Origin of the sequence: Streptomyces sp. MZ04, assembly GCF_004684775.1 — a bacterium.
Taxonomy (GTDB): Bacteria; Actinomycetota; Actinomycetes; order Streptomycetales; family Streptomycetaceae; genus Streptomyces.
The window spans coordinates 1-16257 of the sequence record NZ_SRIC01000042.1; the positions used below are offsets into that span (position 1 = coordinate 1).

The 16257-nt window shown below is 71.9% G+C and carries 15 protein-coding genes and 4 pseudogenes; 5 read left to right on the forward strand and 14 right to left on the reverse strand.

What is annotated here, in order from left to right:
* Positions 1-78 precede the first annotated feature (78 nt).
* A complete protein-coding gene (locus E2651_RS12275) occupies positions 79-534 on the forward strand; it encodes a hypothetical protein (protein ID WP_135331119.1) in 456 nt (151 codons plus the stop codon).
* Here E2651_RS12275 and E2651_RS12280 read toward each other — a convergent pair.
* The 7 genes from E2651_RS12280 to E2651_RS45225 all read right to left on the reverse strand — a co-directional run bounded on the left by E2651_RS12280 (position 512) and on the right by E2651_RS45225 (position 8077).
* Complete coding sequence (locus E2651_RS12280; protein ID WP_135331120.1) at positions 512-1057, reverse strand: GNAT family N-acetyltransferase; 546 nt, start codon at positions 1055-1057, stop codon at positions 512-514. The two genes, E2651_RS12275 and E2651_RS12280, sit on opposite strands and share 23 nt — an antisense overlap.
* Entirely contained in the window at positions 1054-2130 is a 1077-nt protein-coding gene (locus E2651_RS12285; protein WP_209446129.1) for an enoyl-CoA hydratase/isomerase family protein, read from the reverse strand. Before E2651_RS12285 ends, E2651_RS12280 begins: the two co-directional genes overlap by 4 nt.
* Positions 2131-2252: 122 nt before the next feature.
* The gene (gene meaB / locus E2651_RS12290) at positions 2253-3266 is read right to left on the reverse strand and encodes a methylmalonyl Co-A mutase-associated GTPase MeaB (RefSeq protein WP_135331121.1); all 1014 of its coding nucleotides are present in this window, start codon (positions 3264-3266) and stop codon (positions 2253-2255) included.
* Positions 3267-3278: 12 nt separating this feature from the next.
* Positions 3279-5480, reverse strand: a complete 2202-nt coding sequence (gene scpA / locus E2651_RS12295) for a methylmalonyl-CoA mutase (RefSeq protein ID WP_135331122.1) — start codon at positions 5478-5480, stop codon at positions 3279-3281.
* Complete coding sequence (mutA, locus tag E2651_RS12300; RefSeq protein WP_135331123.1) at positions 5480-7330, reverse strand: methylmalonyl-CoA mutase small subunit; 1851 nt, start codon at positions 7328-7330, stop codon at positions 5480-5482. Before mutA ends, scpA begins: the two co-directional genes overlap by 1 nt.
* Before the next feature lie 97 nt (positions 7331-7427).
* On the reverse strand, positions 7428-7781 hold the full coding sequence (locus tag E2651_RS12305; RefSeq protein ID WP_245238769.1) for a hypothetical protein: 354 nt from the start codon (positions 7779-7781) through the stop codon (positions 7428-7430).
* Positions 7775-8077, reverse strand: a complete 303-nt coding sequence (locus tag E2651_RS45225; protein ID WP_245238771.1) for a hypothetical protein — start codon at positions 8075-8077, stop codon at positions 7775-7777. Before E2651_RS45225 ends, E2651_RS12305 begins: the two co-directional genes overlap by 7 nt.
* A 195-nt stretch (positions 8078-8272) precedes the next feature.
* Between E2651_RS45225 and E2651_RS12310 the strand changes: the two are divergent.
* Positions 8273-8605, forward strand: a pseudogene (locus E2651_RS12310) (dihydrofolate reductase family protein); the annotation flags it as partial.
* A gap of 10 nt (positions 8606-8615) precedes the next feature.
* Here the strand turns inward: E2651_RS12310 and E2651_RS12315 are convergent.
* From E2651_RS12315 to E2651_RS12325, 3 genes are read right to left on the reverse strand one after another with little or no spacing between them, the layout of a single operon-like run.
* Entirely contained in the window at positions 8616-8999 is a 384-nt protein-coding gene (locus E2651_RS12315) for a VOC family protein (protein ID WP_135331124.1), read from the reverse strand.
* The gene (locus E2651_RS12320; RefSeq protein ID WP_135331125.1) at positions 8980-9996 is read right to left on the reverse strand and encodes a GNAT family N-acetyltransferase; all 1017 of its coding nucleotides are present in this window, start codon (positions 9994-9996) and stop codon (positions 8980-8982) included. The genes E2651_RS12315 and E2651_RS12320 overlap by 20 nt, the downstream gene beginning before the upstream one ends.
* 14 nt (positions 9997-10010) lie before the next feature.
* Positions 10011-10496, reverse strand: coding sequence for an EamA family transporter (locus E2651_RS12325; RefSeq protein ID WP_245238773.1), 486 nt, complete (start codon positions 10494-10496; stop codon positions 10011-10013).
* 162 nt (positions 10497-10658) lie between these two features.
* On the opposite strand from E2651_RS12325, the gene E2651_RS12330 reads away from it, so the two are divergent.
* Positions 10659-11063, forward strand: a complete 405-nt coding sequence (locus E2651_RS12330; RefSeq protein WP_135331126.1) for an SAV_915 family protein — start codon at positions 10659-10661, stop codon at positions 11061-11063.
* 35 nt (positions 11064-11098) lie between these two features.
* Positions 11099-12439 (forward strand): diaminopimelate decarboxylase, encoded by a 1341-nt coding sequence (gene lysA, locus E2651_RS12335; RefSeq protein ID WP_135331127.1) that lies wholly within the window; start codon positions 11099-11101, stop codon positions 12437-12439.
* A gap of 15 nt (positions 12440-12454) precedes the next feature.
* Here the strand turns inward: lysA and E2651_RS12340 are convergent.
* Positions 12455-13090: pseudogene (locus tag E2651_RS12340) on the reverse strand (response regulator transcription factor).
* A pseudogene (locus E2651_RS12345) lies at positions 13090-13614 on the reverse strand (ATP-binding protein); the annotation flags it as partial. The pseudogenes E2651_RS12340 and E2651_RS12345, both read right to left, overlap by 1 nt.
* Here E2651_RS12345 and E2651_RS12350 point away from each other — a divergent pair.
* A pseudogene (locus tag E2651_RS12350) lies at positions 13589-13931 on the forward strand (DedA family protein); the annotation flags it as partial. The pseudogenes E2651_RS12345 and E2651_RS12350 sit on opposite strands and share 26 nt — an antisense overlap.
* A 34-nt stretch (positions 13932-13965) precedes the next feature.
* On the opposite strand, the gene purB reads toward E2651_RS12350, so the two are convergent.
* The gene (gene purB, locus E2651_RS12355; RefSeq protein WP_135331128.1) at positions 13966-15405 is read right to left on the reverse strand and encodes an adenylosuccinate lyase; all 1440 of its coding nucleotides are present in this window, start codon (positions 15403-15405) and stop codon (positions 13966-13968) included.
* A gap of 59 nt (positions 15406-15464) precedes the next feature.
* Positions 15465-16244, reverse strand: coding sequence for an SGNH/GDSL hydrolase family protein (locus E2651_RS12360; protein WP_135331129.1), 780 nt, complete (start codon positions 16242-16244; stop codon positions 15465-15467).
* Positions 16245-16257: the final 13 nt, after the last annotated feature.

A 16257-nucleotide genomic window follows, 5' to 3' on the forward strand; every position in this document is an offset into this window, starting at 1 on the left:
GGAGGCGGGCGGCCGGAATGCGACCTCCGGGGCCTGGCAGCGGGCCAGTTGTCAGTGGTGGCCGCTTTACTGGACGGCATGAGTACGGCACAGCACCTCGCCACGATCGACCTGCTGTGCTCCCGGGAGTTCCCCGCGGAGTACGGCAGGTCGGACGCGGGCGCCGGCGGTCCCGGCTATCACATCGCCGAGTTACTCACGAGCGAGGAGTTCTGGGACGACGACGGCACACGGCGGGAGGAAACCGAGGAGCAGTACGAGGCCGAGCGTGACGGCCTCTCCGTGCTGCTCGCCGACCGCTGGGGAGCACCCGCCGTGTTCGGCCTCTCCAGCCTCTTCGAGCGCACGCTGAGCGCCGGTGAGGAGGGCACAGGCGATGAGATACCGGAGCCGTGGTGCTCACTGAGCTCCTTGGTGCCCGACCTTCATCTCTGGCAGGCCGACGGGCGGTGGGTGGCCCTCGGCGTCTCCCAGTGGGACAAGGAGCTGCCGTTCCAGCTCATCGCGGTCGTCACGGAGATCGATCCGCCGTAGCGGCAGCGGTGACCGCGTGCACGCGGATGGCACGCCCGCAGGCGGGATCCACGGTCCCCCGCTCCACACGCATGCCGAGCTTGTTCATGACGCGCTCCGACGCGTCGTTGCCCACCTGGACGATGCTGACGATCCGCTCCAGGCCGCGGTCGGTCAGGCCGAAGTCGAGCGCGGCGCGCGCCGCCTCGGTGGCCAGGCCCCGCCCCCAGAAGGGGCGGCCCAGACGCCAGCCGATCTCCACCGCGGGCAGCACCTCGGGCAGATAGTGCGGCACGGACAGGCCGGTGAACCCGGCGAGTTCACCGGTGGCGCGGATCTCCACGGCGAACAGACCGAACCCCTCGGTCTCCCACCCGTGTTCCCACATCGCCAGGCTGCCGCGCGTCTGCTCCTCCTGGTCGCGCACCGAGCCGTCGCCGATCCAGCGCATCACCTCGGGATCGGAGTTGATCGTGGTCAGCGGGGCGACGTCGGACTCGCGCCAGCGGCGGAGCACGAGCCGCGGCGTGTGGAGGGTGGTCACCGCGGGTCCGCCTCGGGGCTGAGGCCGAGCCCGGCGTCCTCGTGCCGCTCGAAGTGGCGGGCCACGTCCGCGTCGGTCACGCCGGCGAGTCCGGCGGGCGACCAGTGCGGGTCACGGTCCTTGTCCACGACCTGGGCGCGGATGCCCTCGACCAGGTCCGGCGCCGTGACCGCGGCCCACGAGACGCGGTACTCCTGCTCGAGCACCTGCTCAAGCGAGGTGAGGGCGCGGGCCCGGCGCAGGGCGGCGAGGGTGACCTTCAAGGAGGTGGGCGACTTGGTGAGGATGGTCTCCGCGGTCTCCTTGGCCGCCGGGTCGCCGGAGTCGTACAGCCGGGCGACGATCTCCTCGACCGAGTCGGCGGCGTAACAGGCGTCGATCCACTCGCGGTGGGCGGCCAGTTCGCCCTCGGGCGCGGTGGTCGCGTACGTGCCGAGCACATCGTCCACGTCCGCGTCGGCCAGCGCCCCGGTGAACTCCGCAAGGCGCTCCGAGGGTACGTAGTGGTCGGCGAGGCCGCACAGCAGCGCGTCCGCCGCGCCCACCGCGCCGCCGGTCAGCGCGAGATGGGTGCCGAGCTCGCCGGGCGTCCGGGTCAGCAGATAGGTGCCGCCGACGTCCGGCACGAAGCCGATGCCGGTCTCCGGCATGGCGATCCTCGACCGCTCGGTGACGACCCGCACGCTGCCGTGCGCCGATACGCCGACACCGCCGCCCATCACGATGCCGTCCATCACGGCGACGTACGGCTTCGGAAAGCGGGCGATACGGGCGTTGAGGCGGTACTCGTCACGCCAGAAGGCCACCGAAGCCGCGCCGCCGCCCGCACGGATGTCGTCGTGGATGGAACGGATGTCACCCCCGGCGCACAGCCCCCGCTCACCGGCCCCGGTGAGCACCACGGTCCGGATCGCGTCGTCCCGCTCCCAGCTGGTGAGGGCGTCGTCCATCAGCCGCACCATGGCGTGGTTGAGAGCGTTGATGGCACGCGGCCGATTGAGGACGATGTGCCCGGCGCGGCCGCGGGTGTGCAGGAGAACCGGGGCGGTGGCGTCGATGGAGTCGGGCGTCATGGGCTGGGTGGCTCCTTCGCTGGGCGCTGAGTGCTCTGCTGGGCGTGCGGTGACGGACCTGCGGGCCGGTGGTGGCTGGTCGCGCAGATCCCCCCGCGCCCCTTACGGGGCGCGAGCCCGGCTCAAGCCGTCCCCGGCCGGGGTCCCGCCCCGCCCCCCTGAAACGCCTCCAGGATCCGCTCCGCCGCCGAGGTGGCTGTCAACGTCCCCTGCCGCACACCCTGTTCAAGGCCAGGGGCCAGCAGCCGCACCTCGGCGTGGGCGCGCAGCCGGTCCAGGAGTTCGTCCTGGACCATCGTCCACGTCCAGTCCACCTGCTGGTCGCGCCGCTTGGCGGCGAGACGGCCCGTGGAGTCGAGGAGCGTGCGGTGCTGCTCCAGACGGTCCCAGACGTCGTCCAGGCCGCTGGATTCCCGCGCGCTGCAGCTGAGCACCGGGGGAGTCCATGCCGCGTCCGCCGGGTGCATCAGGCGCAGGGCGCCCGCCAGTTCACGCGCCGCCGAGCGGGCGTCCCGTTCGTGCGGGCCGTCCGCCTTGTTGATCGCGAGGACGTCCGCGAGTTCCAGGACGCCCTTCTTGATGCCCTGGAGCTGGTCGCCGGTGCGGGCCAGGGAGAGCAGCAGGAAGGAGTCGACCATGTTGGCGACCGCCGTCTCCGACTGGCCCACGCCCACGGTCTCCACCAGGACCACGTCGTAGCCCGCCGCCTCCATCACCACGATCGACTCGCGCGTCGCCTTCGCGACCCCGCCGAGCGTCCCGGCGGTCGGGGACGGGCGCACGAACGCGGACGGGTCCACCGCGAGGCGTTCCATCCTCGTCTTGTCGCCGAGGATGGAGCCGCCCGTACGGGTCGACGACGGGTCGACGGCGAGCACCGCGACCCGGTGCCCGAGCCCCGTCAGCATCGTGCCGAGCGCGTCGATGAACGTGGACTTGCCCACGCCGGGCACCCCGCTGATGCCGATCCGCCGCGCCCGCCCGCTGTGCGGAAGCAGCTGCGTCAGCAACTCCTGGGCGAGAGAACGGTGTTGGGGTCTGGTCGACTCGACGAGTGTGATCGCGCGGGCGATCTGCGCCCGCTTCCCGTCGAGTACGCCCTTGACGTACGTGTCGATGTCGATCGTCGGGGCCATCGGCTCACCGGCTCACAGCTCGTGGCCGAGTTCGGCCGCAAGTCGCTTCACCAGGTCGTACGCGGCGTCCGGGATCACCGTGCCGGGCGGGAAGACCGCCGCGGCGCCCATCTCGAGGAGCGTCGGCACGTCCTGCGGCGGGATCACGCCGCCCACGACGATCATGATGTCCTCGCGGCCCTCGGAGGCCAGCTCCGCGCGCAGCGCCGGTACGAGGGTCAGGTGCCCTGCGGCCAGCGAGGAGACGCCGACGATGTGCACGTCCGCCTCGACGGCCTGGCGCGCGACCTCAGCCGGGGTCTGGAACAGCGGGCCGACGTCCACGTCGAAGCCGAGGTCGGCGAAGGCGGTGGCGATGACCTTCTGGCCGCGGTCGTGCCCGTCCTGGCCCATCTTGGCGACCAGGATGCGCGGCCGGCGCCCCTCCGCTTCCTCGAAGGACTCGACGAGGGTACGGGTGCGTTCCACGGACGGGGACGAGCCTGCTTCGGTGCGGTACACACCGGAGATCGTACGGATCTGCCCCGCGTGCCGCCCGTATGAAGCCTCAAGGGCGTCCGAGATCTCGCCCACAGTGGCCTTCGCGCGGGCCGCGTCGACCGCCAGTGCGAGGAGGTTGCCCTCCAGGCCCGGACCGGGGGCCCGCTCGGCCGCCGCCGTCAGCGCCCGCAGCGCGTCCTGGCAGGCCCCCTCGTCGCGCTCCTCGCGCAGGCGCTTCAGCTTGGCGATCTGCTGGGTGCGTACAGAGGAGTTGTCGACTGCTCGGACGTCGATCTGCTCGTCGTTCTCGACGCGGTACTTGTTGACGCCGATGACGGGCTGGCGTCCGGAGTCGATCCGCGCCTGGGTGCGGGCCGCGGCCTCCTCGACGCGCAGCTTCGGGATGCCCGCGTCGATGGCCTTGGCCATGCCGCCGGCCGCCTCGACCTCCTCGATGTGCTGCCAGGCACGGCGCGCCAGGTCGTGCGTCAGCTTCTCGACGTAGGCGCTGCCGCCCCACGGGTCGATGGTCCGCGTCGTGCCCGACTCCTGCTGGATGAGCAGCTGGGTGTTGCGGGCGATGCGCGCGGAGAAGTCGGTCGGCAGGGCCAGCGCCTCGTCCAGGGCGTTCGTGTGCAGCGACTGCGTGTGGCCCTGCGTTGCCGCCATCGCCTCGACGCACGTACGCGTGACGTTGTTGAACACGTCCTGCGCGGTGAGCGACCAGCCAGAGGTCTGCGAATGGGTGCGCAGGGAGAGCGACTTGGCGTTCTTCGGGTCGAACTGCTTGACGAGCTTCGCCCAGAGGAGGCGGGCCGCACGGAGCTTGGCCACCTCCATGAAGAAGTTCATGCCGATCGCCCAGAAGAAGGAGAGCCGCGGCGCGAACGCGTCGACGTCCAGGCCCGCTTCCTGTCCCGCCCGCAGGTACTCCACCCCGTCGGCGAGGGTGTAGGCGAGCTCCAAGTCGGCCGTCGCGCCCGCCTCTTGGATGTGATAGCCGGAGATGGAGATGGAGTTGTAGCGCGGCATCTTCTGCGAGGTGTACGCGAAGATGTCGGAGATGATCCGCATCGAGGGCTTGGGCGGGTAGATGTAGGTGTTGCGGACCATGAACTCTTTGAGAATGTCGTTCTGGATGGTCCCGGCCAGCTTCTCGGGCGGTACGCCCTGTTCCTCGGCGGCCACGATGTAGAGGGCGAGTACGGGAAGCACCGCGCCGTTCATCGTCATCGACACCGTCATCTTGTCCAGCGGGATGCCGTCGAAGAGCTGACGCATGTCGTAGATCGAGTCGATGGCCACGCCCGCCATGCCGACGTCGCCGGTGACGCGCGGGTGGTCACTGTCGTAGCCGCGGTGCGTCGGCAGGTCGAAGGCGACCGAAAGGCCCTTCTGTCCTGCCGCGAGGTTGCGGCGGTAGAAGGCGTTGGACTCCTCGGCGGTGGAGAATCCCGCGTACTGCCGGATCGTCCAGGGCTGGTTGACGTACATCGTGGGGTAGGGGCCGCGCAGATACGGCGCGACACCGGGGTACGTCTCCAGGAAGTCGAGGCCCTCGAGGTCGGCGCCCGTGTAGAGCGGCTTGACCGCGATGCCTTCCGGGGTCTCCCACAGGAGGTCGTCGTCGGCCTTGCCCGAGGACTCCTTGACGGCGCTGCGCCACTGGTCCTTGGAGCCGTCGGCGGGGGCGTCCGACGTCAGATCGACGCCGGAGAAGTCGGGGATCCGCATTACGCCACTCCCATGTGGTCGAGGGTGGAGGAGAGTACGGACACGGCGTCACAGCCCGCGAAGACGTACGCGTCGACGTCGGCGTACTCGGCGGGGCGTCCCGCGAGGAACACCCTTTGTGCGCCCGCCGACTTGAGTGCCCTGGCCACCTCGTCGGCCTGCTCTTCGTAGCGGGCGTCGCTGGAGCAGAGGCACGCCACCGCGGCCCCGCTGGCCTTGAACGCCTCGGCGGCCGTCGTCGCGTCCACCGACACCGGGTCGTGCACGGCCTCGATGCCGCCCGCCTGGAAGAGGTTGGCGGCGAAGGAGGCCCGCGCGGTGTGCGCGGCGGCGGGGCCGAGCGCGGCGAGGAACACGCGGGGGCGGGCCTCGGTCGCCGCGAGGTGTGCGTCCGAACGGGCGCGCAGGGTCTCGTACGCCTCGTCGCGGCGCACGCGCGGCAGGCCGCCCGACGGCTCGGCGGGGGAGGCCTCGCGCTCGACCGGACGCTCCGTCAGGTTCGGGAACTCGCTGACGCCGGTGATCGGTTCACGGCGCGTGGCGAGCTTCTTGCCGCGCTTGGCCCAGGTCGCGGCGAGCCGCTCGCCGATCAGACCGGAGCGCAGGGCCGCGGCCTGGCCGCCCGCGGCCTCGATCTCCTGGAAGAACTCCCAGGCGGCGTGGGCGAGTTCGTCCGTGAGCCGCTCCACGTACCAGGAGCCGCCCGCCGGGTCGATCACCCGGGCCAGATGAGACTCCTCGAGGAGGATCGTCGACGTGTTGCGGGCGATACGGCGCGCGAAGGCGTCCGGCAGGCCCAGCGAGTGGTCGAACGGCAGGACGGTGACGGCATCGGCGCCGCCGACGCCCGCGCCGAGGCAGGCCACCGTCGTGCGCAGCATGTTCACCCACGGATCGCGGCGCGACATCATCACCGGCGAGGTCACGGCGTGCTGCCGCTGGGCACCGGCCTGCGGCGCGCCGCAGACCTCGGCCACGCGGGCCCACAGGCGCCGTGCGGCGCGCAGCTTGGCGATGGTCAGGAACTGGTCGGCGGTGGCCGCGTACCGGAATTCCAGCTGGGCGCAGGCCGCTTCGACCGAGAGCCCGGCCTCCGTGAGCTCGCGCAGACAGGAGACCGCGGTGGCCAGTGAGGCGCCGAGCTCCTGCGCGGCCGAGCCGCCCGCCTCGTGGTACGGCAGGGCGTCGACGGTCAGCGCCCGCAGGTTCGGGTACTCCCGCTCGCAGACGCGGGCCAGTTCGACGGCGGCAGCGGAGTCGAGCCGCTCACCGGTGCGTGCCTCGTGCCCGAGCGGATCCGCGCCCAGGGTGCCGCGCGCCGCGTCCTTGGCGACGCCGCGCGCCTCGTACAGACGGAACAACTCGCGTGCGGCGGGCTCGAATTCGGAGCCCGCGTCCAGGGCGACGGGTGCCAGGTCGAGATAGACGCCGTCGAGTGCCCGCTCGAGTCCGGACACCGGAAGGGCGCCGGGACCCACGCCGAGCCACAGCGACGTGACGCCGTTCTCCAGGTCCGCGAGCACCGTCTCGTTGGTGCGCGCCGGGTCCGTGGTCGCGTGCCGCTGGCGCACGTCCCAGCCGGACGGGGCAGTGCCCGCGGCGCTGCCGCCTCGGACAAAGGGGGCGAAACCCGGGAAGCCGGCGTCGGGCGCGGCTTCTCGGGCGGTGTACAGGGGGCGGGTGCTGAGCCCGTCCTCGAGCGCGGTGGACAGCGCTTCCTCGGCGGCCGAGCCCGATACGTCCTTACCCGACTTGCGCAGCACGCCTTCCACCAGGCGCTGCCACTGCTCATGGGTCGCATCAGGGAACTCGGCGGCCAGCGTAAGCCCGTCGTCAGGCAGGACCGTCATGCCCATGATGCTAGGGCGGAACCCCTGGCACTCGGTGCCGTGTAGGGCTGTGACCTTGACCTCTTCCGAACGCTATTGATCTCAAACGAGCGGACGGCTACGGCGATGGCCGCCTCTGAACGGCCCATGCGCATCCCTCGGCTGCGCCATGTTCGACGCGTTCCGCGATCCGGCGCAGTGCCGTCGCCCCGCACAGCAGCGATCCGTGCTCGGCGCAGGCGCAAGCGCGGGCGCCGTCGTCCATGAGACGCCACAGCGGCGGATTGGCGACCAGTACGTCGGGGTCGAGCACGACCTGACCGCCGGAGGCGTCCCGCAGGACAAGGCGCGGCGCGATGCCGTCGTCGCGGCGTACGGCGACGAGGTCGTCGAGCCGGACGGACCGCCGCAGCAGCAGGCCGCGGGAGACCAGGACTCCCGGGCGGGCTCTGACGCGCGGCGGCGTCAGCACGGCGAAAGGCAGCGCGCCCAGGGTCGGCCAGAGGGCCACGCCCGGCGCGCGTCGAGCCGACCGGTCGCCGCGTCGAGCAGCAGGAGCAGCCCGCAGAGCAGCGCGGCGCAGCCCGCGGCGGAGCGGGCGTCCCCGGACCAGGTGCGGTCGTGCGTCCACGGGTCGTGCGTCCACGGATCGTGCGTCCACGGGTCGTGCGTCCACGGGTCGTGCGTCCACGGGTCGTGTTCGGTGGGGCCCGGGGTCTCGGGGCCGCCGGGAGTACGCCGTGCGGGGCGCGTCATGCGTCGGGCCATGAGGCGACGCTAGGGGCGGCACATGGCCAGGTGCTCCGCGGCGCCCGACCCTTGACGCACCACTGACGCGCCGCCCGACCGCGTTGACGACCGCCTGACGGCAGGGCTGCCGGTTCTCGCGCGCGGGGCGAGCTCGCGGCTCGCGTTGGTGTTCGCGGATGCTTGACAGGAAGCTCGGCCACGAGGAGGAGAGTGATGACCGAACACAGCGGCAGGGTGATCTGCGAGATCACGATCTCGGCCGACGGGTACTCGGCCGGGCTCAATCAGACCGAGGAACGCCCGTTCGGCGACGACGGCGGCGACAGCTGGGGCGACAAGCTGCACGCCTGGATGTTCGAGACGCCGGAGGAGAACCGGGCCGAGGTCGACCAGAGCGCCGGCGCCAAGGCGTTCATCATGGGGCGCAACATGTTCGGCCCCGTGCGCGGCGCGTGGGATCGGCAGTGGAACGGCTGGTGGGGCGACGATCCGCCGTTCCACGCCCCGGTCTTCGTGCTCACCCATCACGCGCGCGAGCCCCAGCCAGCCGCGTTGTTCAGACGGGCTTGATCCGGCGGCGCAGGAGGCAGAATTCGTTGCCTTCCAGGTCCGCCAGGGTGTGCCAGCTCTCGTTGCCGGTCTGGCCGACGTCGGCGGGCCTGGCGCCGAGCGCGAGGAGCCGCTCCAGCTCGGCGTCCTGGTCGCGGTCGGTGGGGTTGACGTCGATGTGCAGGGGGAGCTTGCCCGCACGCGGGTCGCTGCTGGGGCTGAGGACGAGGGTGGGCTGGGGGCCGCCGGAGCCGGCGTCGGGCGGCCCGATCTCGATGCTTCCGTCGTCCTCCCGGCCGAGTTCGACGTAGCCGAGGACCTCGCTCCAGAACGCGGCGAGCCGCTCGGGGTCGGCGCAGTCGAGGATCAGTTCACTGATGCGGCATGCCATGCGCGTGAGTGTACGGAGACAACCCGAGGGGGCGGGCAAAGTGATCCGAACAGACACGCCCTGGCCAGGCGTTCCGGTATCGGTCCCGGATCTCGGGGAGTTGCCGGAATCCGGCCGACTTGTAGGTGGCGACGGCCCCGGTATTGCCGCTCGGCGTGCAGACGATCGCGCTCGAGGAACCCAGCTCCTGGAGTGCGGCCGCCGCTGCGACGCTGATCGCCTTGCCGTAGCCGTGACCGCGATGTTCCGGGTGCACGCCCATCGGCTCCAGCAACCCCGGCTTGCCCGGACCGGCCGACCACACCGTCACCACAGCCACCGCGTCGCCCCGGTCGTCGTACGCGACCAGACACCGGGCGTCGGCGTACGGCAGTCCGGCCGCCATCGACTGCCAGCGCTCCTCCGTGAACGTCGACGTGCCGAACGCCGCCCGCTGCACGGCGGCCCGCACCCGCGCCTGCTCCGGCCCGGTCACTTCGATCCGCACGCCTGGATCACTCACCGGCTCTGTGAGGTCCACCGGCTCTGTGAGGTCCACCGGCTCCGTGAGGTCCACCGGCTCTGTGAGGTCCACCGGCTCCGTGAGGTCGCGGCGCAGCGGCGTCCACGGCTCGTCGGTGCCCCAGCCGTGCTCGTACAGAGAATCGTGGACCAGCGCACCCGCCGGCGCCTCGATGCTCGCCTTCCCCGCAGGCAGCACGCCGCGCTCCGGCTTGGTCACGTCCTCGACCACCTGCCGTGCCAGCTCCTTGTCGCGCAGAGCGTCCGGCGCGATCGTCAGCCGCAACAGCCCGGGCCCGTCAAGGAGACCGACGGCGAGAATCCGTCCGTCACGGCTCCATGTCCGGACCGCCGCGGCCGTCGCCACCGCACCGAACCGCCAGAACCAGCCCAGGTCCCCCGGATGCAGCTGCATCGGCGCCCCGTCGTACTGCCACTCCCGCAGCACGCCCACAACCTCGCCAAGACCGTCAACGCCCGGCTCGCCCAACATCATTGGCCTTTCCCCGATCACATGTCCGGGCGGGTGCCCCGTGCGGCGCCCGCCGATGCCGCCACCACGCACAGCACCGCGATCCACTGCGACACCCGCAGCGACTCCTGGAGCACGATGAGGCCGATGAGGGCCGCCATCGCCGGTTCGAGGCTCATCAGGATGCCGAACACCCGCGGTGGGATCTTGCGCAGTGCTTCCAGGTCCAGCGAGTACGGGATCACCGACGACAGCAGCGCCACGCCGAGCCCCGCGATCAGGACCCACGGCTGAATCAGCGCCGTTCCGCTCCCGGCCACGCCGAACGGCACGGCCACCAGCGCCGCGACGGCCATGCCAAGGGCCAGGCCATTGCCTTCCGTGGTGTGGCGGCCAAGTGCCGCACCGACCAGGATGTACAGGCCCCAGCACGCTCCTGCGGCGAGGGCGAACAAGAGGCCGACGGGGTCGAGTTCGCCGCCGCTTCCCTCCATCAGGAGGATCACGCCGCCTGCCGCGAGCAAGGCCCAGAAGGGACGTCCCTCACCCGCCGGCGTCAACGTCGCGTCATGGAGGGGCAGATGGCATCCCGTGCCGGGCATAACGTCGGCACAGGCCTGTTGGTTCACCGCCCGCGGGCCACCGTTCACCGAACGGGAAGTTGAAGATCCTCTAGGAGGCATTCCATGGCAGAGCTTCAGTGCGGCGAGGACCCCGAGCCCTGTGAACCCGGCCCGGCCGGACCGCTGTTCGTCCCTGTCCGGCCGGGACCCGCGGGCTGTGTGGCCCGCCTGTTCCGCACTCCCGTCGGCGGCCGCACAGCCGTCGCCTTCACCACCCCCCAGCGGCTGACCGCGGCCCTCGGCTCCCGGCAGGCCTGGATCAGGCTCTCCGAGCCGGCACTGCGTGCGCTCACCGAGCCGCTCGGCGTCACCCGCGTCACCGTCGACCCGCGGCTCGCCGCGCACCCGGTCGCCGCACCCCGGCGGCGCACGCCCGCCTGGCGCGACTGGGACCCGCGGGCGGTCGGCGCCCTGCGCGTCACCGGGGCGGCCGCCGTGGTCGGCGCCCTGACCACCTGGATCGGCTGAGGACGAGGCGAGACGAGGCGAAGAGAGAACCTGCCATGACCACTCTGCATGATCCGGTCACCCCGGACGCCACCGCCGACGACGACCTGTCCGTCTGGCCCGCATCCACCGCGCGCCGCGCCCACGGCGACCTCGCCGTCGGCGGCGTACCCCTCACCGAAGTCGCCGAACGCTTCGGCACCCCGGCCTATCTCCTCGACGAGGCCGACGTGCGCACCCGCTGCCGCACCTATCTGCACGCCTTCCCCGACGCCGAAGTGCACTACGCCGCCAAGGCGTTCCTGTGCCGCGCGATGGCGCACTGGGTGGCGGAGGAAGGCCTCGGCCTGGACGTCTGCTCCGCCGGTGAGCTGGAACTCGCCGTCACCACGGGCTTCCCCGCCGAGCGGATCGTGCTGCACGGCAACGCCAAGAGCCCGCACGACCTGGCGGCCGCGCTGCGGCTCGGCGTCGGGCGCATCGTCATCGACAGCGCCTCGGAGATCGCCCGGCTCGCGGCGGCGATCCCGCCGGGCAGCCGGCAGAAGGTGCTGGTCCGGGTGGTGCCGGGCATCGTGGCGGGCGGCCACGCCAAGATCCGTACCGGGACCGACGACCAGAAGTTCGGCCTGTCGATCGCTGACGGCTCCGCGCAGCACGCCATCGCCCGCGTCATCGGCCGGCCTGGTCTCGAACTGACCGGCCTGCACTGCCACTTGGGCTCGCAGATCACCACCGACAAGCCGTTCCTCGCGGCGGTGCGCCGGCTCGTCGGCCTGCTGGCCCGCGTCAAGGACCAGCACGGCATCACGCTCCCCGAACTGGATCTGGGCGGCGGCCACGGCATCGCCTACCGCCCCGGCGAACCGTCCCTGGACATCACCGCCCTGGCCCGCAAGGTGCGCGCCGCGCTGATCGAGAGCTGCGCGGCGGCCGGGCTCACCGTGCCCCGGCTGCTGATCGAACCGGGGCGCGCCATCGTCGGACCGGCCGGAGTGGCCCTCTACCGCGTCCTCGCCGTCAAGCGCACCGGCGGCCGCACGTTCGTCGCCGTGGACGGCGGGATGAGCGACAACCCGCGGCCAGCGCTGTACGGCGTCCGGTACGCGCCGCGTCTGATCGGCCGCCACTCCCTGGTCGCACCCGCGCCCGTGACCGTCGTGGGGCGGCACTGCGAGGCCGGTGACGTGCTGGCGTCGGACGTCGAACTCCCGGGCGACATCAGGCCGGGCGACCTCCTCGGCGTGCCGGTGGCCGGTGCCTACCACCTCTCCATGGCCTCCGGCTACAACCTGGTCGGCCGCCCGCCCGTGGTGGCGGTGGCCGACGGGCACGCGCGGCTCCTGGTGCGGCGCGAGTCCCTGGAGGACTTCCGCAGCAGGGACGTCGGCCTCTGATGCGGCGCCCCGTCTTCAGGAGCCGAGGTAGCGCAGGACGGCGAGGACGCGGCGGCTGTATCCCGTCGTGCCCGTCAGCTCCAGCTTGTCGAAGATCGCGTTGATGTACTTCTCGACGGCACTCTGCGAGACGTACAACTGCCCGGCGATCGCCGCGTTGGTGTGCCCCTGCGCCATCTTGCCGAGCACCTCGCGCTCGCGCGGGGTCAGCCGCCCCAGCGGGTCGGTGTGGCTGCTGAGGGTCAGCAACTGCCGTACGACCTCCGGGTCGAAGGCGGTCCGGCCCGAGCCGACTCGCTCCAGGGCGTCCAGGAACTCGTCGACCTGGACGACCCGGTCCTTGAGCAGCTAGCCGACGCCTTCGGTGGCGGTGGTCAACAGCTCGGTGGCGTAACGCCGTTCGACGTACTGGGAGAGCACGAGCACGCTCGTCCCCGGCCAGGTGTTCCGGATCTCGAGGGCGGCGCGCAGCCCCTCGTCGGTGTGCGTGGGCGGCATGCGTACGTCGATGACGGCGGCGTCCGGCGGATCCTCGGCCACGGCGGCGAGCAGCGCCCGCGCGTCGCCGACCGAGGCCGTGACGGTGTGGCCCTCGTCCGCGAGGAGACGGGCCAGGCCCTCCCGCAGCAGGGTCGAGTCGTCGGCGAGCATTACGCGCATGGGAGCTCCGCGGTGATGAGCGTGGGCCCGCCTGCGGGGCTGTCCACGGTGAGGGTGCCGTCGAGCGCGGCGACGCGCCGGGCCAGACCGAGCAGGCCGCTTGCTGCCGGGGCGGCGCCGCCCCGGCCGTTGTCCTCGACGCGCAGGCACAGCACGTCACTTCGCTGCTCGGCGTGGACGGTGACGAGGGTGGCGCCGGAGTGCTTGACCGCGTTGGTGACGGCCTCGGCGGCGACGAAGTACGCCACCGCCTGCGCGGTCGGGGGAGGCGTCTGGCGCAGGGCGCAGTCGAGCCGTACGGGAATCGCGGCGCGCTCGGCCACCGTCTCAAGGGCCGCCGCGAGACCGCCCTCGTCCAGCGCCGCCGGGTGGACCCGCCAGGCGACGTCGCGCAGTTCGACCAGGGCCCGCCGGCTCTCCTCGTGCGCCTGGGCGAGCAGCCCGGCCGACTTGGCGGGGTCCTGGGTGCGGCGGGCCCGGCCGAGCAGCATGCCGAGCGCCACGATCCGCTGCTTGCCGCTCGCCGGATTCGCCGCGAGCCAGGGCAGGTTCAGCCTCGTCGAGGTCCTGCTCTGGACGACGGCGGGCTCGGTGGTGGGCGCGCTCGCGCTCTACGCGATCGGCGCGCTGCTCGGCCGCGACCGCACGGAGGCGTGGTTCCAACGGCACGGCACCAAGGCGGTCCGTCTTCGTCCTGGTCGGCCACGCCCTGGGTGAGCGCCGGCACCAGGTCACCGACCTGGTGGGCCTGTACTCCAAGGGCGTCCTGGCCGCGGCCGCACTCGCGGTGCTCACCTTTGTCGTGCTGCGGGTACACAGGTCGGGCAAGGGCGAGCACCGGTCGGTGCGGCAGCGGCCGTGACGTACTAGAGAATCGCGCCCGGCGTGTAGGCCGCGGCCTCGGGGTGCTCCTTCAGCAGCGCTTCGATCTGCGCCACGACGACGGAGACCTGGTCGCTCGCCGCACCGGTGAAGGACAGCTTGTCGGCCATCAGCTCGTCAAGCTGCGCACGGTCCAGCGGAATGCGCGAGTCCGCGGCCAGCTTGTCAAGGAGTTCGTTGCGCTCGGCGCCCTGCTCGCGCATGGCGAGCGCGGAGGCGACCGCGTTCTCCTTGATGGCCTCGTGCGCCTCCTCGCGGCCCACGCCCGCGCGCACCGAGGCCATCAGGACCTTGGTGGTGGCGAGGAAGGGGAGGTAGCGGTCCAGCTCGCGCGCCACGACCGCCGGGAAGGCGCCGAACTCGTCGAGCACGGTCAGGAACGTCTCCAGGAGACCGTCGAGCGCGAAGAACGCGTCGGGCAGCGCGACCCGGCGTACGACGGAGCAGGAGACGTCGCCCTCGTTCCACTGGTCGCCCGCCAGCTCGCCGGTCATCGACGCGTAGCCGCGCAGGATGACGGTCAGGCCGTTGACGCGCTCGCAGGAGCGGGTGTTCATCTTGTGCGGCATCGCGGACGAACCGACCTGGCCCGGCTTGAAGCCCTCGGTGACGAGCTCGTGCCCGGCCATCAGCCGGATCGTCTTGGCCATCGAGGAGGGCCCGGAAGCGAGCTGCACGAGTGCCGTGACGACCTCGTAGTCCAGCGAGCGCGGGTAGACCTGCCCGACCGAGGTGAAGGCGCGGTCGAAGCCGAGGTGCCCGGCGATCCGCTGCTCGAGCTCGGTGAGCTTGTCGGCGTCGCCGCCGAGCAGGTCGAGCATGTCCTGGGCGGTGCCGACGGGGCCCTTGATGCCGCGCAGCGGGTAGCGCCGCAGCAGATCGTCGACGCGGCGGTACGCCACGAGCAGTTCGTCGGCGGTCGTCGCGAAGCGCTTGCCCAGGGTCGTCGCCTGCGCGGCGACATTGTGCGAGCGACCGGCCATGACGAGCTCGGCGTACTCACCGGACAGCTTCCCGAGCCGCGCGAGCACGGCCACCGTGCGGTCGCGCACGAGCTCCAGGGAGAGCCGGATCTGCAGCTGCTCCACGTTCTCGGTGAGGTCGCGCGAGGTCATGCCCTTGTGGACCTGCTCGTGCCCGGCGAGCGCGTTGAACTCCTCGATACGCGCCTTCACGTCATGGCGCGTGACCTTCTCGCGCTCGGCGATCGAGGCGAGGTCGACGTCGTCGATGACGCGCTCGTAGTCGGCGAGGGCGGCGTCCGGCACCTCGATCCCCAGATCCTTCTGGGCACGCAGCACGGCGAGCCAGAGCTGACGCTCCAGCTTCACCTTCTGCTCGGGCGACCAGAGGGTGGCGAGCTCGGCGGAGGCGTAACGCCCGGCGAGGACGTTCGGGATACGGGGCTTTGCAGGCGCAGTCACGTGTACGGATTCTACTGGCCGTTCGTGCAGGCCAGCGCCACGGCCCGGTTTGTCGGAAGCTACGAGAGCGAGCCGTCGTAAGGCAGCAGGTCGGGGCGCTTGGGCGGCATGCCGTCGCCGGAGGAGCGGCCCGTGAGGCGGCGGCCGATCCATGGGACGAGGTGTTGCTTGGCGAAGCGGGCGTCGGCCACTCGGCGGGCCGTCCAGTTCGGCGGGGCCGTGGCGGGCAGTGCCGCCTGCCAGTCGTCCTCGGGGGCGTGGCCGAGCGTCTGCCAGACCGCCTCGGCGACCCGCCGGTGGCCCTCGGACGTCAGGTGCAGCCGGTCCACGTCCCACATCCGCTGATCGCCGAGCGCGGCGGCTCCGTACAGGTCCACGACCACGGCGCCGTGCTTGGCCGCCAGTTCGTCGACGTACGCGAAGAGTTCCTCCATGCGCGGCCGGAAGCGTTCCATCACGGGGCCGTTACGGCCCGGGCTGCGCATCAGGACGAGCTGCTCGCAGGCGGGGGCGAGGCGTTCGACGGCCTGCCCGAGGAGGTCGCGCACCCGGACCATGTCGCACTTGGGCCGCAGGGTGTCGTTGAGGCCGCCCACCAGGGTGATCACATCGGGCCGCATCGCGGCGGCGACGTCCACCTGCTCGTCCACGATCTGCCCGATGAGCTTCCCGCGCACCGCGAGGTTCGCGTAGCGGAACCCGGGCGATGCGGCGGCCATCCGTGCGGCGAGCAGATCCGCCCAGCCGCGGTAGCTGCCGTCGGGCAGCCGGTCCGACATGCCCTCGGTGAAGGAGTCGCCGACCGCGACGAGACTGGTGTGTTTGGCATTCATCTGCATGGCGGAGAGATCG

Bases quoted from the DNA above. Each gene is read 5' to 3' on its own strand.
- E2651_RS12275 (WP_135331119.1), top strand. From the start codon at position 79: ATGAGTACGGCACAGCACCTCGCCACGATCGACCTGCTGTGCTCCCGG.
- E2651_RS12285 (WP_209446129.1), bottom strand. From the start codon at position 2,130: ATGACGCCCGACTCCATCGACGCCACCGCCCCGGTTCTCCTGCACACC.
- meaB (WP_135331121.1), bottom strand. From the start codon at position 3,266: ATGGCCCCGACGATCGACATCGACACGTACGTCAAGGGCGTACTCGAC.
- scpA (WP_135331122.1), bottom strand. From the start codon at position 5,480: ATGCGGATCCCCGACTTCTCCGGCGTCGATCTGACGTCGGACGCCCCC.
- mutA (WP_135331123.1), bottom strand. From the start codon at position 7,330: ATGACGGTCCTGCCTGACGACGGGCTTACGCTGGCCGCCGAGTTCCCT.
- E2651_RS45225 (WP_245238771.1), bottom strand. From the start codon at position 8,077: ATGGCCCGACGCATGACGCGCCCCGCACGGCGTACTCCCGGCGGCCCC.
- E2651_RS12315 (WP_135331124.1), bottom strand. From the start codon at position 8,999: ATGGCATGCCGCATCAGTGAACTGATCCTCGACTGCGCCGACCCCGAG.
- E2651_RS12320 (WP_135331125.1), bottom strand. From the start codon at position 9,996: ATGATGTTGGGCGAGCCGGGCGTTGACGGTCTTGGCGAGGTTGTGGGC.
- E2651_RS12330 (WP_135331126.1), top strand. From the start codon at position 10,659: ATGGCAGAGCTTCAGTGCGGCGAGGACCCCGAGCCCTGTGAACCCGGC.
- lysA (WP_135331127.1), top strand. From the start codon at position 11,099: ATGACCACTCTGCATGATCCGGTCACCCCGGACGCCACCGCCGACGAC.
- E2651_RS12360 (WP_135331129.1), bottom strand. From the start codon at position 16,244: ATGCAGATGAATGCCAAACACACCAGTCTCGTCGCGGTCGGCGACTCC.